The following is a 25,379-nucleotide window of genomic DNA, read 5'->3' as shown; positions in this document are numbered from 1 at the left end:
CGGGGTGGGGCAAGCGGGCTGTGCGCGTCGGCCGGGGTGGGGTCAGCTGGTCGTGCGCGTCAGCCGGGGTGGGGTCAGGCCGGCTGTGGGCGTCGGTCGTGGTGAGGCAGGCTGGCTCTGCGCGTCGGCCGGGGTGGGGGAAGCCGGCTGTGGGCGTCGGCCGGGGTGGGGTCAGCTGGCTGTGGGCGTCGGCCCGGGGTGGGGTCAGCTGGTCGTGCGCCTCAGCCGGGGTGAGGGCAGGCCGGCTGTGGGCGTCGGTCGTGGTGAGGCAGGCCGGCTCTGCGCGTCGGCCGGGGGTGGGGCAAGTCGGCTGTGCGCGTCGGCCGGGGTGGGGCAAGCGGGCTGTGAGCGTCAGCCGTGGTGAGGCAGGCTGCGCATCAGTCGTGGTGGGGCAGGCCGACAGGGCGCGTCGTCCGTGGTGGGGTCAGCTGGCTGTGCGCGTCGGCCCGGGGGCAGGTCGGCTGCCGTGCTTCAGCCGGGATGGGGTCAGTCGGCTGTGGGTGTCAGCTGGGGTAGGGCAAGTTGGCTGTGGGTGTCAGCTCGGGGTGGGGCGGGCTGGCACTGGGTGTCAGCCGTGGTGGGCGCCGTTGAGGATGTGGCCGCCTAGTTCCTTGCGCAGCGTCTCCAGGGTGGGCGGGGTGCTGACGATGACCCAGCGCGTGCCGACCAGGTACGTGCCGCCCCAGGGCTTGGCCTCCTCCAGCCAGGCGTTCTGGCCCTGGTCGGTCTTGAAGCCCACGACCGTGTAGCGGCCCTTGGCGGTCTGGCAGGCGCCCTGTTTCAGTTCCGCGGCGGCACGGGTGCCCGCGAGCGTGCAGCCGGTCTGCTCGGCTATCTGCTCGATCGTCGCGGGCTTGGCGTCCGGGGCGTCGCCCTGCGCGCCGTGCATCCCGGCCATGTTCGAGCCACTCGAGCATCCGGCCGCGAGCGCCAGGGTGGCTCCGGACAACAGCGCGGCCTTGAGAAGATGCGGCGAACCCATGGTCCCGTCCTTCGGTGAAGAAATGCCGTTCGACGGGTGGTGGTACGCGCCTGGGGCGCTAGGGGTTCACCGTCAGATCAGGCGGGCCGCGGCGGCCGCTCGCACGTCCGCCTCCTCGGCGGTGTCGTGGTGCAGGCGCTGGAGCCGTACGCGCGTCTCGCTGGTGAGGGGAGCGGTCTGGGCGGCGATGCCGCGCACGCCCTCTTCGCAGTCCCACAGGCCCTCGACGGTGTAGGACTCGGCCGTGTGCGGGGCGGTCCTGGTGAGGGCGGTCAGTACGCGCGGCCTGAGGTAGGCGTAGGTCGATTCGGTCCAGGCGGTCTTGAGGAGTGGGACGGCTTCGCCGGCTCGGAGTCTGCCGAGGCCCTCGATGGGGTCGGCGGCGTCGGCCCAGTCCCGTCTGTGGAGCGCGTCGCGCAGCTCGCTCATGAGCAGGGGGATGTCCTGGCGGGTGCCGTAGCGGGCGAGGATGCGCAACGCCATGTCTTCGCAGCCGTTGTGGGAGGTGGCCCAGGATCGGGCCCTGGGTAGGGCCTCGGGCCCGTAGTCGCGGAGGGCGCGGCAGACGGCGCCGCCCCAGCGGCTGGGACGTTGCGGGAGAAGTTCTTCGGCCAGGTCGAGGAGGACGGAGGCGCGCCTGCGGCCGAGCTCGAAGATCGCGGCCACGGCCTCGTCGTCGCGGCGGCGGGCGATCTCGAGGAGTTCGGTTTCGGTCCGTTCAGAACGGCCGGGCTTGGTGGTCACCGGGCGGCGAGGTCGTCCCGCCTCGGGGCGGCGGGCGAGCGCCGCCCTGATCCGCGGCCGCCGGGCGGCCCAGCTCTCGATCACCGGGTTGTCGGGACCCCGGACCAGCGAGTCGAGGGCGTCGTCGTCGTAGCGGGCGTCGACGAGGCCGTCCATGCCCTCGGTCAGCGCGGGGTCCCGCAGCGCCACGAGGGCGTCCAGGGCGTCGAACCAGTGCGCGCCGTCCTCCGCGTACTCGCGGAGCGGCGTGGCGGCCTCACGGCGGCTCAGGCGCACGAGGTCGGCCAGGACGTCGAGGGCGAGCTGCACCCGCCAGTCGTCGGGGTCGGCATGGTCCGCCGAGTCGAACATGTGTTCGGCGATCGGCCCGGTCGGCAGCTCCAGATCCACCACCAGCCGGGCGTAGTAGAGCCCTCTGGCCTCGCATTGATGATCCCAACGTGGATCGCGCCGTACGCAGTCGAAGACGTACTCGCCAGCGCCCGGCTTGTCGGCCGCTCGACGCGCGGCCCTGCCCAGGCCGCGCTGCAGTTGACCGTGCAGCGTGCCCGCCGATTCCAAGACGACCTCGTTGTTCACCACAGCAGAATGCGCACGGGAGGCGATATCGGGCAAGTGCTTTACCCCGAATCGATGTCCCGCCGGTGCCAGGCCAGGCCCGTGACGCCGGTACCCGCGTGGATGACCTTCGCGCTGCCAACGAACAGGTCAGCACGGACCGGAGGGGCAGCCGGGAGGCCGGCGGGCCCCTCCGGTACTCGGCGGTTTCCGGACTGCCCGAATCGAGGACGATCTACTCCAGCGACGCGCCCGTACCGGGGTCGTTGCCGCGGCACGCCTCCACCATGCGCTCCAGGGCCGCCGTCGCCCCGCTACAGGGTGCGCTGTGCGACCCAGCTCTCGTGGAGGTCGGCGTAGACGCCCGGCTCGGCGACCAGTTCGGCGTGCGGTCCGCGCTGGACGATGCGTCCCTGGTCGAAGACGAACACCTCGTCGGCGGCCTCCGCGGTGGAGAGCCGGTGCGCGATCGAGATGGCCGTACGGCCGCGCGTGACCCCGTCGAGCGCCCGCTGGATCCGTACCTCCGTGGCCGGGTCGACGGCCGAGGTGGCCTCGTCCAGCACCAGCAGGTCGGGGTCGGCGATGTAGGCGCGGGCGAGCGCGACGAGCTGCCGTTCACCCGCCGACAGCGACTCGCCGCGCTGCCCGACGGGCGTGTTCAGCTTGCGGGGGAGCCCGTCCAGCCAGTCCGCCAGGCCCAGCTCGGTCAGCGCGAGCACGAGGTCCTCGTCGGTCGCGTCGGGCTTGCCGTAGCGGATGTTGTCGGCGAGCGTCGCGTCGAACAGGAACCCGTCCTGCGGGACCATGACGATCCGTTCGCGCAGCGACGAGAACCGCACCCGGTCCAGCGGCACGCCGTCCACCAGCACCCGGCCCGACGACGGGTCCATGAGGCGGGTCAGCAGCTTGGCGAACGTCGTCTTGCCCGATCCGGTCTCGCCGACGATCGCGACCCGGCTGCGCGGCGCGATCGCCGCGTTGACGTCGTGCAGCACGGGCGGGCTCTCGGGGTAGGCGAACTCGACGTGCTCGAAGCGCACCTCGATCGGCCCGCGCGGCAGCACCTCGCCGTCCTCGCCCGGGTCGGCGACGTCCGGAACGGTGTCCAGCACGCCGAGCACCCGGCGCCAGCCCGCGATCGCGTTCTGCGCGTCGTTCAGCACCTCGGTCGCGGTCTGCATCGGCGCGACGAACAGCGTCACCAGGAACAGGAACGCCACCAGCTCGCCCGCCGAGAGCTGGTCGTCCACGCCGAGCAGCACCCCGGCGACCACGACGGCGGCGGTCGCGGCCGCCGCGACGAGCTCGCTGGTGGGGAACGTGAGCGCGACGAGCGCCTGCGCCCGCGTCTGTGCCGTACGGGTGGCGTCCACGCTGGTGTCGACCTTCTCGGCGGTGCGGTCCTCCGAGGCGTACGCGCGGATCACCGAGGCGCCGACGACCGACTCGCTGACCGCGGCCAGCAGGTCGCCGGTACGCTCGCGCACCCTGGTGTAGGCGCCCGAGACCAGCCGCTGGAAGCGGCGCAGCGCGAACGCCAGCGGCAGGAACGCCGCCCACACCAGCAGCGCGAGCTGCCAGGAGTAGACCAGCATCAGAATGCTCGCCACGATCAGCTGCCCGATCGAGACGATGAACATCAGCCCGCCGAACTGCATGAACTGGCTGATCTGGTCCACGTCGCCGGTCACCCGCGACACCAGGGCACCGCGCCGCTCGCCGCTCTGGGTGAGCATCGACAGGTCGTGCACGTGCCGGAACGCCTTGATCCGCAGCGCGGCGAGGCCGCTCTCGCTGGACTTGTAGAGGCGCACGTTCATCGCGTACGCGCTGACCGCCGTGATCAGCACCGCCACCGCGCACAGCAGCACGGCGGTGCGAATGAAGCCGATGTCGGGGGAGCCGTCGCCGATCCCCTTGTCGATCGTCTGCTGCACCGCGACCGGCACCACGACGCGGCCCGCGGTCGCCACGAGGGCGAGCAGCAGCGTCCCGGTCAGCCCGGCGCGGAACTGCGGGCTGAGGCGCAGGCCGCGACGCAGCGTGCTCAGCGCGCCCTCTTGCGCGGCGACATCGCTCAGGCTCGTCACGCCACGGCCTCCTCGTTCTCGGTTCCCTCGGCCTCGGTGCCGTCGACGGCCTGCCGCTCGGCCTCCTGCTCGGCCTCCTGCTCGGCCTCCTGCTCCGCCTCGGCGCGCTCGTAGGCGTTGACCAGGTTGCGGTAGCCCTCGGACCGCTCCAAAAGCTCGGCGTGGGTGCCGCGGTCCAGGACGCGTCCGTGCTCGATGTAGACGACCTCGTCGGCCAGCGCGATCGTCGCCTTGCGGTACGCGACGACGACCACGGTCGCCCCGGTGCCGTCCTCGGCGGCCTGCGCCTCCCGCAGCCCGTGCAGGATGCGGGCCTCGACCTGCGGGTCGACGCTGGAGGTCGCGTCGTCCAGCACCAGCAGGCGTGGCCGGCGCACCAGCGCCCTGGCCAGCGCGAGCCGCTGCCGCTGGCCGCCCGACAGGGTCGCGCCGCGTTCGCCGACCTTGGTGTCCAGGCCGTCCGACAGCGCGGCCACGAACCCGTCGGCCTGCGCCATCCGCAGCGCCTCCCAGACGCGGTCGTCCGGCAGGTCCAGGCCCAGCGTGACGTTGCCGCGGACGGTGTCGTCGAACAGGAAGGTCTGCTGCGGAACGAGCGCGGCCGTCTCGGCGATGCCGCCCTTGCGCACGTCCCGGACGTCCACGCCGTCCAGGAGCACGAGCCCCTCGGCGGGGTCGACCAGCCGTACGAGCAGCGAGGTCAGCGTGGACTTGCCCGAGCCGGTCGGCCCGACGACCGCAAGTGTGCGGCCGGGTGAGGCGGTGAACGCCACGTCGTGCAGAACGTGCCTGGGGGAGCCGCCCTCGTCGTCATCGCTCTCGTAGCCGAAGCGGACGTCGCGCACCTCCAGCGCCGCCGCCTTGTCCTCGCCCAGCGCGTTCTCGCCGTACGGGAGGGAACCGGTGGCGGTGAGCACGCCCTGCACGCGGTCCCAGCCGACGACGCTGCGCGGGATCTCGGCGAGCACCCAGCCGAGCGCCCGGATCGGGAACGCGAGCAGCGTGAAGAGGTAGGCCACGTGCACCAGGTCGCCGGCGTTCATCGCGCCCGCCCGCAGCCGCAGCGAGCCGACCATCAGCACGGCCAGCACGCCCAGGTTGGGCAGGGCCTCCAGGATCGGGTCGAACAGGCCGCGCACCCGGCCCACCGCGACGTTGGCGTCCCGCAGCGCCTCGGCCTGCTCGGCGAAGCGCTCGGTCTCGGCCTGCTCGCGGCCCAGGGTCTTGACCACCAGGCCGCCCTCGAAGCTCTCGTGCGCCACCTCGCTGACCTCGGCGCGCAGCTGCTGGGCCCGGGTCGCGACGGGGGCGAGCCGGCGCTGGTACAGCACGTTCAGCAGCGCCACCGCCGGGAAGATCAGGAAGCCGACGATCGCCACCGTCAGGTCGGTGACCAGGATCGAGACCGCGGCGATCAGCAGCATCAGCACGACGCCGACGGCCATCGGCATGGGGGCCAGGGGCGCCCAGGCGGCCTCCACGTCGGCGTTGGCGTTGGACAGCAGCTGTCCGGTCGGGTGCCGGTGGTGCCAGGCGAGCGGGAGCCGCAGGTACTGCCGGGTGACCGCGCGGCGGTAGCGGGCCTGCATCCGGTACTGCATCAGCCCCGCGTAGAAGCGGCGCCCGGCGACCCCGAGCGCCTTCAGCGCCGCCACGCCGATGATCGCCGCGGCCGCTCCGGTCAGCGCGCCCGTCGTGGTGTGGCCGGACCGGAACGCGGGGAGCACGGTGTCCTCGGTCACCCAGCCGAGCACCTGGGCCGTCGCCACCGTCATCGCCGCGTACAGCCCGCTGGCCAGCACGGCGACCGTGAAGACCCGGGGCTCGGCCCGGACCGCGACCCAGAGCACACCCAAGCCTTCGCGGAGTACATGTCGGCTGACTCGCGGTGGCGGTGCTGCTGGCACGGCGTCTCCTAGGTCCCGGTCGGAGGGGCGGGGCGACACCCCTTCGACCCGGGTTGTGGGGGTTTATGGGCCTGCTATGCCTACCATCCGCGGGGACCGCTTATTCCCGGGCCGGGGGGCGCGGCTTACGATCACCGCGTGAATCTCGCTCAGCAGGTCGCACGCTCGGAACGCGCCGCGCTCTGTGACGCCCTCACCGAGGCCGGGCCGGACGCCCCGACCGGGTGTACGGGCTGGACCACCGCGGACCTGGCCGCCCACCTCGTGGTCAGGGAGACGCGCGCCGACACCTGGCCCGGACTCGTTCTCTCGCCGCTCGGCTCCTACACCGAGCGCGTGCGCCGCAAGACGGCCCGAACGGAGTCCTTCGAACGCCTGGTCGAGCGCCTTCGTGAGGGGCCCCCGCGCTTCTCGCCATATGCGCTTCCGGGGGGTGATGGAATCTTCAACTTGGTGGAGTTCTTTGTCCACCACGAGGACGTGCGCAGGGCGCGACCGGAGTGGGAGCCCAGGTCACTGGAGTCCGCCACCGAGGAAGTGTTGTGGCGAAAGATGAAAATTGCTCGATTTGTCATGCGCAATTCACCGGTGGAAGTCACGCTCGTCCGGCCCGACGGCCGCAGCAGGCTGGTGGCGAGGGGCGGGAAGCGCCGTCCTGGCGCGGTTCGCGTGCACGGGCCGGTCGCCGAACTCCTCCTTTGGACGCTCGGCCGTACACCCCTCGCGCGCGTTCGTCTCACCGGCCCGCCGGAGGCTGTCAAGACCCTGACCGAGACGGGTTGGAGCCTTTAACGGGGCGGTAACGACGTAGTTCGCCGAGAGGTGAATCGCGGGGGTTCCCACTCCTGCTCTTTGCGCGGAACCGGTGATACGGTGGGGCCGTCGGTTGCAGTCGTGGTTCTCGATCGTTTGTATGGACGCCCGCGGACTGATGGCAGCGGGCGTTTTGGCTTTTCCGGGACCTGCCGGGGGCGAGGGCGTTCCGCCGTGACCGCGCTGGGTCCGCGAGGTGTGGGCCCACGTTTTGCCGCAAGGAGAAAGACATGCCCCAGCAGGGCACCGTGAAGTGGTTCAACGCTGAGAAGGGCTTCGGCTTCATTGCCGTTGACGGCGGTGGACCGGACGTTTTCGTGCACTACTCGGCGATCCAGAGTTCCGGGTACCGCACCCTCGACGAGAACCAGCGCGTCCAGTTCGAGGTGACGCAGGGTAACCGGGGACCGCAGGCCGACCAGGTCGTCCCCCTGTAACACCCGATAGTCCTACAACAGGACCCGCACCCCTCGGGGTGCGGGTCCTGTTGTTTTTCGGTCAGGCTCCTTATCCGGTTGCGGGTCCGCGCGCATGAGGCGGCAGAATGGAACCCATGTCAGCTCGCCCGTCCAATCTGGACCCCAAGATCGCTGACCGCCTCAAGCGCACCGAGGACGGTCTCATCGCCGCCATCGCCCAGCAGTACGACACTGGAGAGGTGCTCATGCTGGGCTGGATGGACGACGAGGCGCTGCACCGCACCCTCACCACCGGCCGGGCCACCTACTGGTCCCGCAGCCGCCAGGAGTACTGGGTGAAGGGCGAGACCTCCGGCCACCAGCAGTGGATCAAGTCAGTCGCCCTCGACTGCGACAAGGACGTCGTCCTGATGAAGGTCGACCAGGTCGGCGCGGCCTGCCACACCGGCGACCGGACCTGCTTCGACGAGGATGTTCTTCAGGCCGTCGTCGGGGAACGACCCACGGAATGACCACCGGGCGTGAACGCGGGCTCGCCGCCCTGCTGTGCGCGGCGGGGGCGGGGCTGACCCTGCTGGCCGCCGCGCGTCCCTGGGCGACGGTCAAGGCCAAGGAGTCGATCACCCCGTTCAGCCAGGACCTGACCGGCCACGCGCTCGGCGGGACGCCGAGCGCGCTCGCGTGGGCGGGCCTGGCCGGTCTCGCCGCGCTGTTCGCCACCAGCGGGCGGCTGCGCGCGGCGGTCGGGGTGCTGATCGCCCTGTTCGGCGCCGGCATCGGCTACGCGTCCGTCGTCGCCGTACGCCATTCCCACATCGTCACCGTGGCCGGCGACAAGAGCGCCCTGCTGCGGATCGCGGCGCGTCCGGAGGTGGCCACGGGTCCCTGGTGGGCGGTGTCGCTGGCCGGGGGCGTGCTGATGGCCGCGGCCGGTGTGATCGTCGTGCTCCGCGGCGCGCGCTGGCCCGGGATGTCGGCACGGTACGAACGCCGCCCCGCCAAGAAGGCAGTCGGCCCGGGCGACGACCCCTCCAAGCTGTGGAAGTCGCTAGACCAGGGCGAGGACCCCACCGACCAAGGCCAGCCCCTGACTGACCAGGGCAAGGCCCGGTCCGATCAGGGCACACCCCCGGCTGGTCAGGGCGTGGAGTCTGCTGGTCAGGGCGTGGACCGGACCGGCGCGGACCGGACCGGACCGGGCGAAGACCGGCCGGCCGTTCAGGCGGAGGACGCTCGGGAACCGCGGCCGTGAGCGCCGAGGGCGGCGGGCTCGTCCTGGTGGTCGAACACGAGACCGCCGTCGCCGAGATGCAGCGCCGCTACCTGGTGCGCGAGGGCTACGACGTGGTCGTGGAGACCGATCCGGGCGCCGCGGCGACCATGGCCGCCGAGACGCGGCCGGATGTGGTCGTTCTCGATCTCTCCACGGCCGCCCTGCCCATCGATCTCTACCGGCGGGTGGTGGACGCGGCGCGGCCCGCACCGGTCATCGCCGTCACCCCGCCCGGGGACGCCGTGCTGATGCCGGGCCTGGGGGAGCACAGGGTGACCCGACCGTTCGGCCCGCGCCTGCTCGTCGGCGTCGTCGCCGAGGCGCTGCGCCAGGGCGAGCCCGTCCCCGCGTCGGGCCTGCTGAACGTCGGCGCCGTGACACTGGACCCGGACGGGCGCGGCGCGGCGGTCGGCGAGCACCAGGTCGCGCTGACCGTCACCGAGTTCGACCTGCTGGAGTTCCTGATGCGCAACCCGGGCAGGGTCTTCACCCGCGAGCAGCTCCTGGAGGCCGCCTGGGCACCCGGCGCGGGCGCGGGCAGCCGCACCGTGGACGTCCACATCGCCCAACTGCGCGCCAAGCTGGGCGCCGGCAGCCCGATCCGGACCGTACGTGGCGTGGGCTACGTCCTGGACGCGTAATTTAAGGCATTCGCGGCCTCGGGGTCCTCGCCTTGCGGCTCGGACCCCGAACCGCAAAAGCGGCGAGTGCGACATCGCTTCGCGATCTGGCCTGCGGGCCCTCGCCTCCGGCTTCGGGCCCGCAGGTCAGGTAGCGCGCTCGCGGTGCGTGGCTGAGGCCCCACGTTGGATCAGGCCCTAGGCTTGACGCTGTGACCCGTGCTCCCGTTCAGACCGCGACCGGACCGGCGCCCCGGCAGGCCCAGAGCCGCGCGCGCGGCATGCTCGGGCCCGGGGTGGTGCTGGCGGTGACCGCGGCCGGGGTCGCCATGGTGAGCGTCGTCGATCCGCACCAGCCGGGCCACTACCCGACCTGCCCCTTCCTGGCCCTGACCGGCTTCTACTGCCCGGGCTGCGGCGCCATGCGCATGGTCAACTCGCTGACGCACGGGCACCTGGGCGCGGCGTTCGGGCTGAACCCGCTGCTGTTCCTGCTGCTGCCGGTCTTCGCCTACCTGTACGGCCGGTGGGTCGTGCTGTCCTCGCGCGGTGAAGCGATGAGCTCGGTCCTCTTCCGGCCATGGGTGGCCCATGTGTTCCTCGGCGTCATCGTCGCGTACTGGATCCTCCGCAATCTGCCGTTTGCGCACGCCCTCGCCCCGTAAGGGCGTTTCGGGGTGACCTGAGACCGGGGCCGGGTGTCAGGGGCGCCGCTGCCTCCGGCTACGATCGGTGCACGGATCGGCCGGAAAATAGGGGGCCCAGCACGTGACTGTTCTCGACGAGATCATCGACGGCGTCCGGGCCGATCTCGCCGAACGGCAGCAAAAGGTGTCGCTCGACGACCTCAAGGCCAAGGCCGAGCAGGCGCCCGCTCCGCGCGACGCGCTCGGCGCCCTGCGCGGCCAGGGGGTGTCGGTCATCGCCGAGGTCAAGCGCAGCAGCCCGTCCAAGGGCGCGCTGGCCGCGATCGCCGACCCGGCTTCGCTGGCGCGCGACTACGAGGCCGGCGGCGCGAAGGTGATCAGCGTGCTGACCGAACGGCGCCGCTTCGGCGGCAGCCTGGAGGACCTGGCCGCCGTCCGCGCGAACGTCGACATCTCCATCCTGCGCAAGGACTTCATCGTCACCTCCTACCAGCTGTGGGAGGCGCGGGCCTACGGCGCCGACGTGGCGCTGCTGATCGTCGCGGCGCTGGAGCAGGACGCCCTGGTGTCGCTGGTCGAGCGGGCCGAGTCGATCGGGCTGCTCCCGCTGGTCGAGGTGCACACCGAGGAGGAGGTGGCGCGCGCCGTCGACGCGGGCGCCAAGGTCATCGGGATCAACGCCCGCGACCTGAAGACCCTCAAGGTGGACCGGGACGTGTTCGCCCGGCTCGCGCCGCAGGTGCCGAAGAACGTCGTGAAGATCGCCGAGTCCGGCGTGCGCGGCCCGCACGACCTGCTCGCCTACGCCTCCAACGGCGCCGACGCGGTGCTGGTCGGGGAGAGCCTGGTGACCGGCAAGGACCCCCGTACCGCCGTCGCCGACCTGGTCGCCGCCGGGGCGCACCCCGCGCTGCGGCAGGGCGGCTGAGGCCGGGGTCCCGGGGACCGGGTAGATTACGGCCATGCTGATGGAGCCGCTGCGCGAACGATGGCAGGCCTAGCCGACTCTCATTAATCGGTAGGCCCTCTCAAGTACGACAGGACGAGACTCAGATGACCATCGACGCCGCGCGCGGCGCTTCTGCCGCCGTGCCCGATTCCGGCGGCCACTTCGGAAGGTTCGGCGGGCGCTTCGCCCCCGAGGCCCTCATGGCGGCCCTCGACGAGCTGGACCGCGAGTTCGAGGCGGCCAAGAAGGACCCCGAGTTCGTGGCCGAACTCGACGATCTCCTCACCAACTACGCCGGCCGCCCCAGCCTGCTCACCGAGGCCAAGCGCTTCGGCGCCGAGGCCGGCGGGGCCCGGGTCCTCCTCAAGCGCGAGGACCTCAACCACACCGGCTCGCACAAGATCAACAACGTGCTGGGCCAGGCGCTGCTCACCCGCCGGATGGGCAAGAAGCGCGTGATCGCCGAGACCGGCGCCGGCCAGCACGGCGTCGCGACCGCCACGGCCGCCGCCCTGCTCGGGCTGGACTGCACCGTTTACATGGGCGAGGTCGACACTGAGCGCCAGGCGCTGAACGTCGCCCGGATGCGGATGCTCGGCGCCGAGGTGATCCCGGTGAAGACCGGCAGCCGCACGCTCAAGGACGCCTGCAACGAGGCGTTCCGCGACTGGGTCGCCTCCGTCGACCACACCCACTACTGCATCGGCTCGGTCATGGGCCCGCACCCGTTCCCGATGATGGTCCGCGACTTCCAGCGGATCATCGGCGTGGAGGCGCGGCAGCAGTGCCTCGACCTGTTCGGCGGGCTGCCCGACGCGGTCGTCGCGTGCGTCGGCGGCGGGTCGAACGCGATCGGCACCTTCCACGCGTTCGTCCCCGACGAGGGCGTGAAGCTGTACGGCTTCGAGGCGGGCGGCGACGGGGTGGCGAGCGGCAAGCACGCAGCGACCCTGGTCGGCGGCTCGCTCGGCGTCATCCACGGCATGCGCACCTACCTGCTCCAGGACGACGACGGGCAGACGATGGAGACCCACTCGATCTCCGCCGGGCTCGACTACCCGGGCGTCGGCCCCGAGCACTCCTGGCTGCACGACACCGGCCGGGCCGAGTACCGGGAGATCACCGACGCCGAGGCGATGGACGCGTTCGCGCTCCTGTGCCGTACGGAGGGGATCATCCCGGCCATCGAGTCGGCGCACGCGCTCGCGGGCGCGCTCAAGGTCGGCAGGGAGCTAGGCCCGGACGCCACCATCGTGGTGTGCCTGTCCGGACGCGGTGACAAGGACATGCAGACGGCGGCCACCTTCTTCGGCCTGATGCCCGAGGGAGAGGCCCAGTGACCGTCAAGACCGCCTACGACAAGGCCAAGGCCGACGGGCGCGCCGCCCTGGTCGGCTACCTGCCCGCCGGATTCCCCTCGTACGAGGGCGCCATCGAGGCCGCCAAGGCCATGGTGGAGGCCGGCTGCGACGTCATCGAGATCGGCCTGCCCTACACCGACCCGATGATGGACGGCCCGACCATCCAGGACGCCGTTCACCAGGCGCTGGTCGGCGGCGTCCGGGTCGCCGACGTGTTCCGTACGGTCGAGGCCGTGGCCGCCACCGGCGTGCCCACCCTGGTCATGACCTACTGGAACCCGGTCGACCACTACGGCGTGGACGCGTTCGCCCGCGACCTGAAGGCGGCGGGCGGCGCCGGCCTGATCACGCCCGACCTCAGCCCGGAGGAGGGCGAGGACTGGCTGGCCGCCGCCGACGCCCACGACCTCGACAAGGTCTTCCTGGTCGCGCTGAGCTCCACCGACGAGCGCATCGCCAAGATCACCCAGGCGTCGCGCGGGTTCGTCTACGCCGCGTCGCTGATGGGCGTCACCGGCGCCCGCAGCGCGGTCGACACCGGGGCGCCGCGGCTGGTCGAACGGACCAAGGAGAGCATCGCCGCGCAGGGGCTCGACCTGCCGGTCGGGCTGGGGCTCGGCGTCGGCAACGGCGTCCAGGCCGCCGAGGTGGCCGGGTTCGCCGACGGTGTGATCGTCGGCTCGGCGTTCATCCGCCGGATCCTGGACGCCCCGGACGCCGCCGCCGGTCTCGCCGGCATCCGCGAGCTCACCGCCGAGCTCGCCGAGGGCGTCCGCCGGGGCCGCTGACACGGCGCGGCCCGCACGGGTCGCGCCCGCGGAGGCCCGTTGACACGGGGGACTCATGCGGAGGCGCCTGACACGGAGCTGATGGGGGAGCGGCGGTGCCTTGCGGCGCCGCCGCTTTCCCTTAGCCCTACAGCGCGCTTATACGCCGTCCCCTAAGGTGGTCCCGCCGGCCCGTGGGCGTCGCCCACGGGCCAGAGCGGCATCCGGCACGGGCGGGTTGGAAGGATCCTGATGGTTCAGCAGGTCGAGAAGCAGGACGGCGGCGCGGCCAAGGCGCCGGCCCGGCCGCTGTGGTTCGTGGTCCCCGCCTGGCTGCTCACGCTGGCCGGGCTCGGTATCTCGATCTACCTGACGATCAGCCACTACGACGACAAGGCCCTGGTCTGCTCGGCGAGCGGCAAGATCGACTGTCACGCGGTCACCACGAGCAAGTACTCCGAGATCCTCGGCATCCCGCTGCCGCTGCTCGGCCTGGCCTTCTTCGTGGCGTTCGCGGTGCTGATCACCCCGTGGGCACTGCGCTCGGAGAACCCGGTCTTCCGCTGGGGGCGGCTGGCCGGCGCGGGCGTCGGCGTGATCATGGTCGTCTACCTGGTGACCGTCGAGCTGGCTCTGCTGCACAAGATCTGCCTGTGGTGCACCGGGGTCCACACGATCACTATCCTGCTCTTCATCCTCGTTCTGGCCGACGAGTTCCGGCGCATCGGCCAGGTCGACTAGGGCCCGCGGTACCAACCCTTCTCACCCGCGCGATCCGAACGCGCGGATCCCCTGCATAGGAGAACCGACAATGAGCAAGGCCGCACGAGAGCGTTCCGCCCGGGAACGGCTCGCCGAGGAGCGCAGGCGGCAGGCGGCACGCGACAAGCAGCGCAAGCTGCTCGCGATCGTGATCGGCGCGGTGGTCGCCGTCGCCGCGGTGGTCGTGGTGACCGTGATCGTCATGGACCGGCAGGGCAAGAGCAACCAGAAGGCGTCCGCGTACACCGGCCCGCAGGCCCCGACCAGCCGCCAGGCCGACGGCTCCATCGTGATGGCCAAGGCCGGCGTCACCGCCCCCACGCTGGAGGTCTTCGAGGACTTCCAGTGCCCGGTCTGCAAGCAGTTCGAGGACAGCACAGGCAAGACCGTGAAGCAACTGGCCTCCGAGGGCAAGGTGAAGGTCGTCTACCGGCCGTTCCACCTGTTCGGCCAGCAGCCCGACCCGGTGAAGCGCAACTCCTTCGCCTCGGCGAACGCCGCGCTGTGCGTGCCCGCCGACAAGTGGCTCTCCTACCACGACACGCTTTACAAGTACCAGCCTGAAGAGGGCACCAAGGGCTTCGCCAACAAGGAACTGGTCAACTGGGGCAAGGACATCGGGATCACCGACCCCGGCTTCGACAAGTGCGTGAACGACCAGCAGAAGAAGGACCAGGTCAACTCGATGACCTCGTACGCGCTCGACACCAAGAAGGTGACCGGGACGCCGACCCTCTTCCTGAACGACCAGAAGCTGGACACCAAGGACTACGACTCCGGCGACGCCATCACGAAGGCGATCGAGGCCGCGGGTAAGAAGACGACCAAGTAACACCTCGCGCGGGCCCGGACGCCGGGCCCGCGCCCCCGTCGCGGCTACGCTCTGGTCTGCGGTACACGCAGGTCAGAGGGGCCGATCGGGGGATCGATGAGCAAGGCGGAGAGGGAGCGCTCGGCGCGGCAGCGGCTCGCGGAGGAGCGGCTCAAGCAGGCGGCGCGCCAGAAGCAGCAGCGGATGCTGATGATCGTGCTCGGCGTCGTGGCCGTGGTCGCGGTCGCGGTGGTCGTCATCGTCACGGTGAGCAACTCCGGCGACGACAAGAAGGCCCCCAAGTACGCCGGGCCTCTCGCGCCCACCTCCCGCCAGGCCGACGGCTCGATCGTGATGGCCAAGGCCGGCGTCGCCAAGCCCGTCCTCGAAGTCTTCGAGGACTTTCAGTGCCCGGCGTGCAAAGCGCTGGAGGACACCACGGGCAAGACCATCAAGGAGCAGGCCGCCGCGGGCGCCGTCAAGGTCGTCTACCGGCCGTTCCGGCTCTTCCAGCAGGAGCCGCTGAAGTCCAACTCCCAGCGCGCCGCCAACGCCGCCGAGTGCGCGCCCGCCGACAAGTGGGTCCCGTTCCACGACCAGCTCTACGCCAACCAGCCCGAAGAGGGCAGCGACGGCTTCGCCAACAAGGACCTGATCAAGTGGGCCGGCGAGGTCGGGATCACCGGCGACGCGTTCACCCAGTGCGTGAACGGCGGGCAGAAGAACGCCTCGGTCGACCAGGCCACGGCCTACGCGCAGAAGGCCGGTGTCACCGGCACCCCGACGCTGATGCTGGACGGCAAGAAGGTCGGCGACGACGCGCTGACCCCGGACGGTTTGAAGAAGGCGATCTCGGCGGCCGGGAAGTGACGCCGATCTTGGCGCGGGGTGGCCGCCGGACGCGGTAACGTCCATGCTCATGCAGCCGCTCGCGTCCATTCCGAGTCCCTCCCAGGGTGTCTGGCACCTCGGCCCCCTCCCGATCCGCGCGTACGCGCTGATGATCATCATCGGCATCGTCGTCGCGGTATGGGTGGGCGAGCGGCGCTGGGCCGCCCGCGGCGGGACGCCGGGCGTGGTCATCGACGTCGCCGTCTGGGCCGTGCCGTTCGGGCTGGTCGGCGGCCGCCTCTACCACGTCATCACCGACTACCAGCGCTACTTCGGCGACGGCAAGGACCCGGTCAACGCGCTCAAGATCTGGGAGGGCGGCCTCGGCATCTGGGGCGCGGTGATCCTGGGCGCGGTCGGCGCGATCATCGGCTGCCGGCGGCGCGGGATCTCGGTGCTGGCGCTCGGCGACGCGATCGCGCCCGGCATCGCGCTGGCGCAGGCGATCGGCCGCTGGGGCAACTGGTGGAACCAGGAGCTGTACGGGCGGCCGCTGCACACGTTCTGGGCGCTCAAGATCGACTACGGCAACCGGCCCAAGCTGCCCGACGGCAGTGTGGACCCCAAGTACGCCGACGTCGCCACCTACCACCCGACGTTCCTGTACGAGTCGCTGTGGTGCGTTGGCGTCGCGATCCTGGTCATCTGGGCCGACCGGCGCTTCAAGCTCACCCACGGCCGTTCGTTCGCGCTCTACGTGGCCGCCTACACGGTGGGCCGCTTCTGGGTCGAGGCGCTGCGCATCGACGACGCCCACCACTTCCTGGGCCTGCGCCTGAACGACTGGACCTCGATCATCGTCTTCCTGGGCGCGGTCGGCTACCTCTACTGGGCCCGCAACCAGACCGGCCCCGAGAACGTCGTGGTCGGCGGTACGGAGGCCCCGGCCACCGAGCCCGGCCAGCCCGCCGCCGAGACGGACGAGCCCAAGGACGCCGAGCCGGTCGTCGCGGACGCTGCGGATGCGGAGCCGGAACCCGAAGACGAGGAACCGGCCAAGGCCGAGCCCGTCGCGGAAGAGGAGCCTCCCGCCGAGGAGGAGCCCGCGAAGGCCGAGCCCGCCAAGGCCGAGCCCGCCGAGGACGCTGCGGCCGAGGACGCGACGGTCGAGGAAGAGCCCGCCAAGGCCGAATCCACGAAGGACGCGCCCGCCGAAGACTCGCCTGCGGAGGACGAGCCCGCGAAGGCCGAGCCTTCGGCCGAGGTGACCGAGACCGCCGACGAGGTGGTGGACGAGGCTCCCGAGGCAGAGCCCGAGGCGCCGAAGGCCGCGGAGGCCACCGAGGCCGAGGAAGAGCCCGCGGCTAAGGCGGACGAGCCCGCCGAGTCGGAACAGTCTGCGGCCGAGGCGGACGAGCCCGCGGAGCCTGCCGAGCCCGTGGCCGAGGAGGAACCTGCCGCTGAGCAGGAGGAGCCCGCGGCCGAGGCGCCCGCCGCTACCGAGGAACCCGCCGACGAGGCCGAAACCGCCGCCGACGACAATGGAACGGGCGCGAACGGCAAGGCCGAGGACACCGAGGCCGGGGCCGAGCCCGTGAAGGACGGCAAGAAGTAGGCCTAGTCGGAGGAACCGGGTGACCGAGAGTGTGACCGCGGAGATCCATCACCAGCACCGGGACGTCAACGGCGGCTGGCTGCGGCCCGCGGTGTTCGGGGCGATGGACGGTCTGGTCTCCAACTTCGCGCTGATCGCCGGCATCGCCGGCGGTCAGGCGGATCAGAAGGTCGTGCTGCTGGCGGGCCTGGCGGGCCTCGCCGCGGGCGCGTTCTCCATGGCGGCCGGCGAGTACATCTCGGTGGCCTCGCAGTCGGAGCTGGCGATGGCGGAGATCGAGGTCGAACGGCTGGAGCTCGCCCGCCACCCGAAGGCCGAGATGCGCGAGCTGGCGCAGGTCTTCGAGGCGCGCGGCGTGGACCCGGACGTGGCGGCCGAGGTCGCACGCCAGCTGTCGCGCGACCCGGACGAGGCCCTGGAGGTGCACGCCCGCGAGGAGCTCGGCGTCGCCCCCGGCGACCTGCCCTCACCCGTGCTCGCCGCCGGTTCGTCGTTCCTCTCGTTCGCGATCGGCGCGATGCTGCCCGTTCTGCCGTACCTGCTCGGCGCCACCAACCTGTGGCCCGCCGCCGTGATCGCGGGGCTCGGCCTGTTCGGCGCGGGCGCGCTGGTCTCGCGGATCACGACCCGCTCGTGGTGGTTCGGCGGCCTCCGCCAGCTCGGCTTCGGCGCGCTCGCCGCCGCGCTCACCTACGGTCTCGGCGCGCTGATCGGCTCGAACGGACTCTGACCCGCTACAGAAGGGGATAAAGAGCCCTTTTGGGAGCGCGGGGTGCCGGTGTACCACTAAGCTCCCGGATTGTGATCGAGGCGCGTGACACAGACGCTAAGGGCGGGGCCGACTTCTGGCCCGAGTACAAGCCCGGGGACCGCGATCCCGGGTCCCGGTCGAAGCTGCTGTACGCCGGCGCCGCAGCGGTCGCCCTGGTGGCGATCATCGCCGTGGCCGTGGTCGTGCTGACCGGCGGTGGCGGCGACGACAAGGGCAAGGCCCCGGCGGCCGCCGCCGACAACGGCACCAAGGCGTCCCCGACCGCGTACACGCCCCAGCTGGCCGAGAAGTCGATGGCCAAGCTCGCGGCCCGAACCGCGGACGCGCGGCCGGTCACCGCGGGCGAGGTGTTCACCGCCGACGCCAAGAGCGTCAAGTACCGCAAGTTCACGTTCGCGCTGGCCGGCTCCCAGCTGTCGACCGACTGCAAGGCCGTCACCTGGGGCACGCGCCTGCAGGGCGACCTCGCGACCGCCGGTTGCACGCAGATCCTGCGCGGCGCGTACGTCAGCTCGGACAAGTCCCACGTGGGCCAGTGGATGGCGATCAACCTGTCCGGCCAGGACGGCGCGAACCAGATCGTCCGCGACCTCGACCCGAACACCCAGGCCGGGTTCGTCCTGCCGCTGAAGGCCGAGGGCATGCCCGCGTTCGGCACCGGCTTCAGCGCGGCCTACGCGCAGGCCTACGGCCACTACGTGGTCGTCACCTGGGTGCAGCGCGCGGGTGGCGCCACGCCGAGCTCGCTGAACGAGATGATCGACGCGAGCCTCGCCATCGACAAGCCCACCGACTTCGTCTGGGGCCGCCTGGAGATGGCCGACGGCAACCAATGAAAACGCCACGTCACAGCGTTACGGGCAGTAGTCTGCGGGCTCGTGGAGCACGATGACCCCCGCCGCCAAGGCCGCCCGGCGACCGGGCCCGGCCAGCGGCGCGGCTCGAGCGGCCGTTCCGGCGCACCCCGCCGCATAGGCGGCTCCCGCCGCCAGCCCACCCGCGGCCGCCCCCAAGGCAAAAGCCGCCGGGACCCCGACCGCTACCAGGCTCCACAACCCCCCGCCTCACCCAACGGCCCCGGCCTCCCCACCGCCCCCGGCACCCCCGCCCCATCCGCCGGCCAAGACGCCTCCGGCACATATGGCCTACGCGGCCCCGGCTCACCCAGCACGCCCGGCGCGCCCGGCTCACCTGGCGTGTCCGGCACAGCCGGCGCGACTGGCGGCCAAGACACTTCCGGCGCATATGGCCCGTCTGCTGCGCGACCTGGCATGCGCCCCGCGTCCGACGCGTATGGCCGGTCCGCCTCGCCCGGTGGACCAGACTCGCCCGCGTCCGGCACCGCCGACGCTTTCGGCCGCCCCGGAACGCCTACATCGCCCGGCCGCCCCGGCGCGTCCGGCGGTCCCGGCACTGCTGGTGGGTACGCCGCGTCCGGCGGCTACGGCTTGCCCGGCACGACCGGCTCACCTGGCGTGTCTTCTGCATCTGGCGGTCTCGGCGCGACGGGTGGGTACGGCGCGTCCAGCGGCTACGGCTCGCCCGGCACGACCGGCTTGCCCGGCGCGGCATCTGCGCCTGGCGGTCCCGGAACGTCTACGTCGCCTGGCCGCCCCGGCACGACCGGCGGACCTGGTGCGACCGGCGGGTATGGCGCGACCGGTGGTCAAGGGTCGACCGGCATGACCGGCACGGCCGGTGTGGCCGCGGCGTCCGGTGGCTCCGGCTTGCCTGGCGGGCCTGGCGGGCCTGGCGGGCCTGGCGCGGATGGGGCGGACTCGTGGCCTGAGGGAACGCGGGGGCGGGGGGTTGCGGCTGAGGTGCGGGCGGAGCCTGTTCCGCCGCAGCGGCGGTCGGGTGGGCGGCGGGCCAAGAGGGGGCCCTCGGCGGGGGCGTTGTTCGGCGCGGCGGGGGTGCTCGCCGTGGTGGTGGCCATGATCGTCGGGGCGCTGGTGATCGTGGATCGTTCCGGTGGGACGGCCAAACCGAGTGCTTCGGCAGACGGCTCGCCGGCCGAGTCCAGTGGGCCTTCGCCGGTGTCCTACTCCAGTTCGGCGTCGGCCAAGGCGTATGCGAGGATCGCGCAGCGGTCGGCGGACGCGGCCCCGTTGACGTCGGCGGAGCTGTTCCCCTCGTCGGCGTCGAGCGTCACGGTCGACAAGCTCAAGTTGTCCCGTACGGACAAACGATTGGACCGTGACTGTTCCGCGGCGGCCTGGGGCGACGCGGTGGCCACGCGGCTACGCGCGGACGGATGTACGCAGGCGGCGCGGACCACCTACGTCGACGGCAAGAAGCAGTACGCGCTGGCCGTGGTGGTGTTCAACCTGGCCGGGTCGGCGAAGTCCAACGACTTCGTGGACGTTCTGGGGAACGGGCGCGGCGGCGGTTTCGTGGCGCCGCTCGACCCGCCGGACGGGTTCGGCGACGGGTTCAGCATGGCCAGGGGCCTGGCGATGGGTCACTACGCCGTCGTCTCCTGGGCCCAGCGCCTGGACGGCAAGGGCGACGAGCAGGACGAGACGCTGCTCTCGCTGATCATCGAGGGCGGCAAGGCGCCCGCCGTGCTCGGCCGCGCCGCACGCTCCTGAGCGGACGCTCATTCTGGCCGGAGCGGCAACTCCGTTTCGTGCACTTCACGGTCGTTTCGCCTTAAACCTGATCGTTCGGTGACGATGATCACCGAGGTCAGGGCGATTTGGCCGGAACGCACCCCGGTATCCTGGTCTAAACCACTCAGAGATGACATCGAAGCGATCGGTGCGGAGAAGTTTCGCGATCTGGTCGTGTCGGGCATGATCCCGGCAGTGATGTAATGTCATCACACCGCAGCAGGGCCAACGTCGTCCCGGACTGCACTGACTCCGGCAGTGACAACGACGACGACGGGAGGGTTGATGGCTTCTGCTGCCCTCACTCCGGGCCTGCCTCGCAACCAGGGGCTGTACGACCGGGCCAACGAGCACGATGCCTGCGGCGTCGGCATGGTTGCCGACCTGCACGGCCGTAAGAGCCACGACATCGTTCAGAACGCCCTGACCGTCCTGAAGAACCTGGACCACCGCGGCGCGGTGGGCGCCGAGCCCGATGACGGCGACGGGGTGGGCATCCTCGTCCAGATCCCCGACGCGTTCTTCCGCGAGGTCTGCGACTTCGCGCTGCCCGCGGCCGGCTCGTACGCCGCCGGCCTCGCCTTCCTGCCCACCGACGGGGACGAGCGGGCCGCCGCCATCGCCCACGTCGAGACCCTGTGCGTCGAGGAGGGCCTGACCGTTCTCGGCTGGCGCGAGCTGCCGCACGACCCCGAGTTCGCGGGGCCCGCGGCGCGCAAGGCCATGCCGCACTTCGCGCAGCTGTTCGTGGCGCCGGCCGAGCCCGGCCCGCACGCCGGCACGACCGGCCTGGAGCTCGACCGCGCCGTCTTCTGCATGCGCGAGCGCGCCGAGCAGGACGTGCAGGTCTACTTCCCGAGCCTGTCCAGCCGGACCATCGTCTACAAGGGGATGCTGACCACCCCGCAGCTGGAGCCGTTCTTCCCCGACCTGTCGGACCGCCGCTTCGCCAGCGCCATCTGCCTGGTGCACTCGCGGTTCTCGACCAACACCTTCCCGGCCTGGGAGCTGGCCCACCCGTACCGCTTCATCGCCCACAACGGCGAGATCAACACGGTCAAGGGCAACCGGAACTGGATGCGCGCCCGCGAGGCGCTGCTGAAGTCCGACCTGATCCCCGGCGACCTGGCCCGCACCTACCCGGTGATCGACATCGAGGCCAGCGACACCGCCTCGTTCGACGAGTGCCTGGAACTGCTGCACCTGGGCGGCCGGTCGCTGCCGCACGCGGTGCTGATGATGATCCCCGAGGCGTGGGAGAACCACAGCGAGATGGACCCGCAACGGCGGGCCTTCTACGAGTTCCACTCCACGCTGATGGAGGCCTGGGACGGCCCCGCGTCCGTCACGTTCACCGACGGCACGGTCGTCGGCGCGGTGCTGGACCGCAACGGCCTGCGCCCCGGCCGCTACTGGGTCACCGACGAGGGCTTCGTCGTGCTGGCCTCCGAGGCCGGCGTGCTGGACATCCCGGCCGACAAGGTCGTGCGCAAGGGCCGCCTGCAGCCCGGCAAGATCTTCCTGGTCGACACCGAGGCCGGGCGGATCGTCGAGGACGACGAGGTCAAGGCCGAGCTGGCCGCGCAGCACCCTTACGAGGAGTGGCTGCACGAGGGCCTGGTCCGCTTCGAGGAGCTGCCGCAGCGCGAGCGCGAGATCCCGACGCACGAGACGCTGGTGAAGCGCCAGCAGACCTTCGGCTACACGCTGGAGGAAGAACGGATCATCCTGACCCCGATGGCCCGTACCGGCGCCGAGCCGATCGGCTCGATGGGCACCGACACCCCGCTCGCCGTGCTGTCCGAGCGGCCGCGGATGCTGTTCGACTACTTCAAGCAGCTGTTCGCGCAGGTGACCAACCCGCCGCTGGACGCCATCCGCGAAGAGATGATCACCAGCCTGCAGTCCACGCTCGGGCCCGAGGGCAACCTGCTGGAGCCCGGCCCCGAGTCGTGCCGCCGCCTGGTGCTGCCGACCCCGATCCTGGACAACGACGAGCTGTCCAAGATCATCCACATCAACGACGAGGGCTCGCTGCCGCACCTGGACGCCCACGTCGTGCACGGCCTGTACGACGTGAACGGCGGGGGAGAGGCCCTCGAGCACCGCCTCGAGGAGATCTGCTCGGAGGTGTCGCGGGCCATCTCGGCGGGCGCACGGATCATCGTGCTGTCCGACCGCGGCTCCGACCACCAGAAGGCGCCGATCCCGTCGCTGCTGCTCACCGGCGCGGTGCACCACCACCTGATCCGGGAGAAGACCCGCACCCAGGTCGGTCTGCTGATCGAGACCGCCGAGGCCCGCGAGTGCCACCACATGGCGCTGCTCATCGGGTACGGCGCGTCCGCGATCAACCCCTACCTGGCGCTGGAGACGGTCGAGGACCTGATCAAGACCGGTCAGATCGACGGTCTGGACCCGGTGACGGCCTCGCGCAACCTGGTCAAGGCGTACGGCAAGGGCGTCCTCAAGGTCATGTCGAAGATCGGCGTGTCCACGGTCGCCTCGTACACCGGCGCGCAGATCTTCGAGGCGATCGGCCTCGGCGCGGGCGTCATCGACCGCTGCTTCACCGGGACCACCTCCCGGCTCGGCGGCGTCGGCTTCGACGTGCTGGCCGCCGAGGTCGCCGAGCGGCACAAGAAGGCCTACCCGCCCGGCGGGAACGAGGCCGCGCACCGCACCCTGGAGGTCGGCGGCGAGTACCAGTGGCGCCGCGAGGGCGAGCTGCACCTGTTCAACCCGGACACGGTGTTCAAGCTGCAGCACGCCACCCGGACCCGCAAGTACGAGATCTTCAAGGAGTACACCGGCAAGGTCGACGACCAGGCCGAGAAGCTCATGACCCTCCGCGGGCTGTTCAAGCTCAGGGAGGGCGACCGGGAGCCGATCTCGATCGACGAGGTCGAGCCGGTCTCGGAGATCGTCAAGCGGTTCTCGACCGGCGCCATGTCGTACGGCTCCATCTCGGCCGAGGCGCACGAGACCCTCGCCATCGCGATGAACCGTCTCGGCGGCAAGTCCAACACCGGCGAGGGCGGCGAGGACCCGATCCGCTTCACCCCGGACGCCAACGGCGACCTGCGGCGCAGCGCGATCAAGCAGGTGGCCTCGGGCCGGTTCGGCGTGACGAGCGAGTACCTCACCAACGCCGACGACATCCAGATCAAGATGGCGCAGGGCGCCAAGCCCGGCGAGGGCGGGCAGCTGCCCGCGCACAAGGTCTATCCGTGGATCGCCAGGACCCGGCACTCCACGCCGGGCGTGGGCCTGATCTCGCCGCCGCCGCACCACGACATCTACTCGATCGAGGACCTGGCGCAGCTCATCCACGACCTGAAGAACGCCAACCCGGCGGCGCGCGTGCACGTGAAGCTCGTCGCCGAGGTCGGGGTCGGCACGGTCGCGGCGGGCGTGTCCAAGGCGCACGCCGACGTGGTGCTGATCTCCGGGCACGACGGCGGCACCGGCGCCTCGCCGCTGACCTCGCTGAAGCACGCCGGCGCGCCCTGGGAGCTCGGCCTCGCCGAGACCCAGCAGACGCTGCTGCTGAACGGGCTGCGCGACCGGATCGTCGTGCAGACCGACGGGCAGATGAAGACCGGCCGCGACGTCGTCATCGCCGCGCTGCTCGGCGCCGAGGAGTACGGCTTCGCGACCGCGCCGCTGGTGGTGTCGGGCTGCATCATGATGCGGGTCTGCCACCTGGACACCTGCCCGGTGGGCGTCGCCACGCAGAACCCGGTGCTGCGCGAGCGCTTCAGCGGCAAGGCCGAGTACGTGGTCAACTTCTTCGAGTTCATCGCCGAGGAGGTACGCGAGTACCTGGCGGCGCTGGGCTTCCGGTCCCTGGACGAGGCGATCGGGCACGTCGAGATGATCGACATGCGCGAGGCCGTGGACCACTGGAAGGCGGCCGGGCTCGACCTGACCCCGATCCTGCACCAGCCCGAGCTCGCCGACGGCGCCGCCATGCGCCAGGTGAACGGGCAGGACCACGGGCTGGAGAAGGCCCTGGACAACACGCTGATCCAGCTCGCCGAGGGCGCCATCGCGTTCGGCGACAAGGTGAAGCTGGACCTGCCGATCCGCAACGTCAACCGGACGGTCGGCACCATGCTCGGCCACGAGGTGACCAAGAAGTGGGGCGGCGAGGGCCTGCCCGACGACACGATCGACGTCACCTTCACCGGTTCGGCCGGCCAGTCGTTCGGCGCGTTCGTCCCGCGCGGCATCACGCTGCGGCTGGTCGGCGACGCCAACGACTACGTCGCCAAGGGCCTGTCCGGCGGCCGCGTCACCGTTCGCCCGCCGCAGGACGCGGTGTTCGAGGCCGAGACGCAGATCATCGGCGGCAACGTGATCCTCTACGGCGCCACCTCGGGCGAGCTGTTCGCCCGGGGCGTGGTCGGCGAACGGTTCTGCGTCCGCAACTCGGGCGCGACCGCCATCGTCGAGGGCGTCGGCGACCACGCGCTGGAGTACATGACCGGCGGGCGGGCCGTCATCCTCGGCCCGACCGGGCGGAACGTGGCGGCCGGCATGTCGGGCGGCATCGCCTACGTGCTCGACCTGGCGACCGAACGGGTCAACCCGGAGATGGTCGAGCTGGAGCCGCTCGACGACGCCGACCGCGACTTCCTGCGGACGGCCGTCGAGGGGCATTTCGCCGAGACCGGGTCCACGGTGGCCGAGAAGCTGCTGGCCCACTGGGACGAGGCGCTGGCCCGCATCACCAAGATCATGCCGCGGGACTACAAGCGGGTGCTCGACGCCAAGGCGCAGGCCGAGGCCGAGGGGCGCGACGTCGACGAGGCCATCATGGCCGCCGCGCAGAGCTGAG

At 71.5% G+C, this 25,379-nt stretch carries 22 protein-coding genes; 18 read left to right on the top strand and 4 right to left on the bottom strand.

Annotated elements, in window-relative coordinates; genetic code table 11:
- Nucleotides 1-568: 568 nt before the first annotated feature.
- From J4573_RS21985 to J4573_RS21970, 4 genes are all read right to left on the bottom strand, one after another.
- Nucleotides 569-982, bottom strand: coding sequence for a hypothetical protein (locus J4573_RS21985; protein WP_208257648.1), 414 nt, complete (start codon nt 980-982; stop codon nt 569-571).
- A 72-nt stretch (nt 983-1,054) separates the two neighbouring features.
- A complete protein-coding gene (locus J4573_RS21980; protein WP_307796775.1) occupies nt 1,055-2,305 on the bottom strand; it encodes a hypothetical protein in 1,251 nt (416 codons plus the stop codon).
- A 293-nt stretch (nt 2,306-2,598) separates the two neighbouring features.
- Nucleotides 2,599-4,377, bottom strand: a complete 1,779-nt coding sequence (locus J4573_RS21975) for an ABC transporter ATP-binding protein (protein WP_208257647.1) — start codon at nt 4,375-4,377, stop codon at nt 2,599-2,601.
- Complete coding sequence (locus J4573_RS21970) at nt 4,374-6,284, bottom strand: ABC transporter ATP-binding protein (RefSeq protein ID WP_208257646.1); 1,911 nt, start codon at nt 6,282-6,284, stop codon at nt 4,374-4,376. The genes J4573_RS21975 and J4573_RS21970 overlap by 4 nt, the downstream gene beginning before the upstream one ends.
- A gap of 138 nt (nt 6,285-6,422) precedes the next feature.
- On the opposite strand from J4573_RS21970, the gene J4573_RS21965 reads away from it, so the two are divergent.
- The 18 genes from J4573_RS21965 to gltB all read left to right on the top strand — a co-directional run bounded on the left by J4573_RS21965 (nt 6,423) and on the right by gltB (nt 25,378).
- Nucleotides 6,423-7,076, top strand: coding sequence for a TIGR03085 family metal-binding protein (locus J4573_RS21965; protein ID WP_208257645.1), 654 nt, complete (start codon nt 6,423-6,425; stop codon nt 7,074-7,076).
- A 251-nt stretch (nt 7,077-7,327) separates the two neighbouring features.
- Nucleotides 7,328-7,534, top strand: coding sequence for a cold-shock protein (locus J4573_RS21960; RefSeq protein WP_018657218.1), 207 nt, complete (start codon nt 7,328-7,330; stop codon nt 7,532-7,534).
- Nucleotides 7,535-7,650: 116 nt separating this feature from the next.
- Nucleotides 7,651-8,028 (top strand): phosphoribosyl-AMP cyclohydrolase, encoded by a 378-nt coding sequence (gene hisI, locus J4573_RS21955; protein ID WP_208257644.1) that lies wholly within the window; start codon nt 7,651-7,653, stop codon nt 8,026-8,028.
- Entirely contained in the window at nt 8,025-8,768 is a 744-nt protein-coding gene (locus J4573_RS21950) for a Trp biosynthesis-associated membrane protein (protein ID WP_208257643.1), read from the top strand. Before hisI ends, J4573_RS21950 begins: the two co-directional genes overlap by 4 nt.
- Nucleotides 8,765-9,430 carry a response regulator transcription factor gene (locus J4573_RS21945; protein WP_307796774.1) on the top strand — a complete coding sequence of 222 codons (666 nt, stop codon included), beginning with the start codon at nt 8,765-8,767 and terminating at the stop codon, nt 9,428-9,430. The genes J4573_RS21950 and J4573_RS21945 overlap by 4 nt, the downstream gene beginning before the upstream one ends.
- Before the next feature lie 191 nt (nt 9,431-9,621).
- On the top strand, nt 9,622-10,074 hold the full coding sequence (locus J4573_RS21940) for a DUF2752 domain-containing protein (RefSeq protein ID WP_307796773.1): 453 nt from the start codon (nt 9,622-9,624) through the stop codon (nt 10,072-10,074).
- Between the two features lie 103 nt (nt 10,075-10,177).
- Nucleotides 10,178-10,984 (top strand): indole-3-glycerol phosphate synthase TrpC, encoded by an 807-nt coding sequence (trpC, locus tag J4573_RS21935; RefSeq protein ID WP_208257642.1) that lies wholly within the window; start codon nt 10,178-10,180, stop codon nt 10,982-10,984.
- Nucleotides 10,985-11,109: 125 nt separating this feature from the next.
- Complete coding sequence (gene trpB, locus J4573_RS21930; protein WP_208257641.1) at nt 11,110-12,345, top strand: tryptophan synthase subunit beta; 1,236 nt, start codon at nt 11,110-11,112, stop codon at nt 12,343-12,345.
- Nucleotides 12,342-13,154, top strand: a complete 813-nt coding sequence (trpA, locus tag J4573_RS21925; protein ID WP_208257640.1) for a tryptophan synthase subunit alpha — start codon at nt 12,342-12,344, stop codon at nt 13,152-13,154. Before trpB ends, trpA begins: the two co-directional genes overlap by 4 nt.
- 231 nt (nt 13,155-13,385) lie before the next feature.
- Nucleotides 13,386-13,874, top strand: a complete 489-nt coding sequence (locus J4573_RS21920; RefSeq protein WP_208257639.1) for a vitamin K epoxide reductase family protein — start codon at nt 13,386-13,388, stop codon at nt 13,872-13,874.
- Between the two features lie 70 nt (nt 13,875-13,944).
- Nucleotides 13,945-14,727, top strand: a complete 783-nt coding sequence (locus J4573_RS21915) for a DsbA family protein (RefSeq protein ID WP_208257638.1) — start codon at nt 13,945-13,947, stop codon at nt 14,725-14,727.
- 96 nt (nt 14,728-14,823) lie between these two features.
- Nucleotides 14,824-15,576, top strand: coding sequence for a DsbA family protein (locus J4573_RS21910; RefSeq protein WP_208257637.1), 753 nt, complete (start codon nt 14,824-14,826; stop codon nt 15,574-15,576).
- Between the two features lie 49 nt (nt 15,577-15,625).
- The gene (gene lgt, locus J4573_RS21905) at nt 15,626-17,152 is read left to right on the top strand and encodes a prolipoprotein diacylglyceryl transferase (RefSeq protein WP_208257636.1); all 1,527 of its coding nucleotides are present in this window, start codon (nt 15,626-15,628) and stop codon (nt 17,150-17,152) included.
- Between the two features lie 19 nt (nt 17,153-17,171).
- Nucleotides 17,172-17,882: a VIT1/CCC1 transporter family protein gene (locus tag J4573_RS21900; protein WP_208257635.1), complete on the top strand. Its 711-nt coding sequence runs from the start codon at nt 17,172-17,174 to the stop codon at nt 17,880-17,882.
- A 71-nt stretch (nt 17,883-17,953) separates the two neighbouring features.
- A complete protein-coding gene (locus J4573_RS21895) occupies nt 17,954-18,760 on the top strand; it encodes a hypothetical protein (RefSeq protein ID WP_208257634.1) in 807 nt (268 codons plus the stop codon).
- A 984-nt stretch (nt 18,761-19,744) separates the two neighbouring features.
- Nucleotides 19,745-20,515 carry a hypothetical protein gene (locus J4573_RS21890; RefSeq protein WP_208257633.1) on the top strand — a complete coding sequence of 257 codons (771 nt, stop codon included), beginning with the start codon at nt 19,745-19,747 and terminating at the stop codon, nt 20,513-20,515.
- Nucleotides 20,516-20,593: 78 nt separating this feature from the next.
- Nucleotides 20,594-20,740 (top strand): hypothetical protein, encoded by a 147-nt coding sequence (locus J4573_RS21885; RefSeq protein ID WP_208257632.1) that lies wholly within the window; start codon nt 20,594-20,596, stop codon nt 20,738-20,740.
- 81 nt (nt 20,741-20,821) lie between these two features.
- Nucleotides 20,822-25,378, top strand: a complete 4,557-nt coding sequence (gene gltB / locus J4573_RS21880) for a glutamate synthase large subunit (RefSeq protein WP_208257631.1) — start codon at nt 20,822-20,824, stop codon at nt 25,376-25,378.
- Nucleotide 25,379 lies beyond the last annotated feature (1 nt).

This window comes from Actinomadura barringtoniae, assembly GCF_017573505.1.
GTDB lineage: Bacteria > Actinomycetota > Actinomycetes > Streptosporangiales > Streptosporangiaceae > Spirillospora > Spirillospora barringtoniae.
This window is presented reverse-complemented; position numbering and strand designations above follow the sequence as displayed.

Coding starts and splice junctions, on each gene's coding strand:
- J4573_RS21985 (WP_208257648.1), bottom strand. CDS start 982: ATGGGTTCGCCGCATCTTCTCAAGGCCGCGCTGTTGTCCGGAGCCACC.
- J4573_RS21960 (WP_018657218.1), top strand. CDS start 7,328: ATGCCCCAGCAGGGCACCGTGAAGTGGTTCAACGCTGAGAAGGGCTTC.
- hisI (WP_208257644.1), top strand. CDS start 7,651: ATGTCAGCTCGCCCGTCCAATCTGGACCCCAAGATCGCTGACCGCCTC.
- J4573_RS21950 (WP_208257643.1), top strand. CDS start 8,025: ATGACCACCGGGCGTGAACGCGGGCTCGCCGCCCTGCTGTGCGCGGCG.
- trpB (WP_208257641.1), top strand. CDS start 11,110: ATGACCATCGACGCCGCGCGCGGCGCTTCTGCCGCCGTGCCCGATTCC.
- J4573_RS21920 (WP_208257639.1), top strand. CDS start 13,386: ATGGTTCAGCAGGTCGAGAAGCAGGACGGCGGCGCGGCCAAGGCGCCG.
- J4573_RS21915 (WP_208257638.1), top strand. CDS start 13,945: ATGAGCAAGGCCGCACGAGAGCGTTCCGCCCGGGAACGGCTCGCCGAG.
- J4573_RS21910 (WP_208257637.1), top strand. CDS start 14,824: ATGAGCAAGGCGGAGAGGGAGCGCTCGGCGCGGCAGCGGCTCGCGGAG.
- lgt (WP_208257636.1), top strand. CDS start 15,626: ATGCAGCCGCTCGCGTCCATTCCGAGTCCCTCCCAGGGTGTCTGGCAC.
- gltB (WP_208257631.1), top strand. CDS start 20,822: ATGGCTTCTGCTGCCCTCACTCCGGGCCTGCCTCGCAACCAGGGGCTG.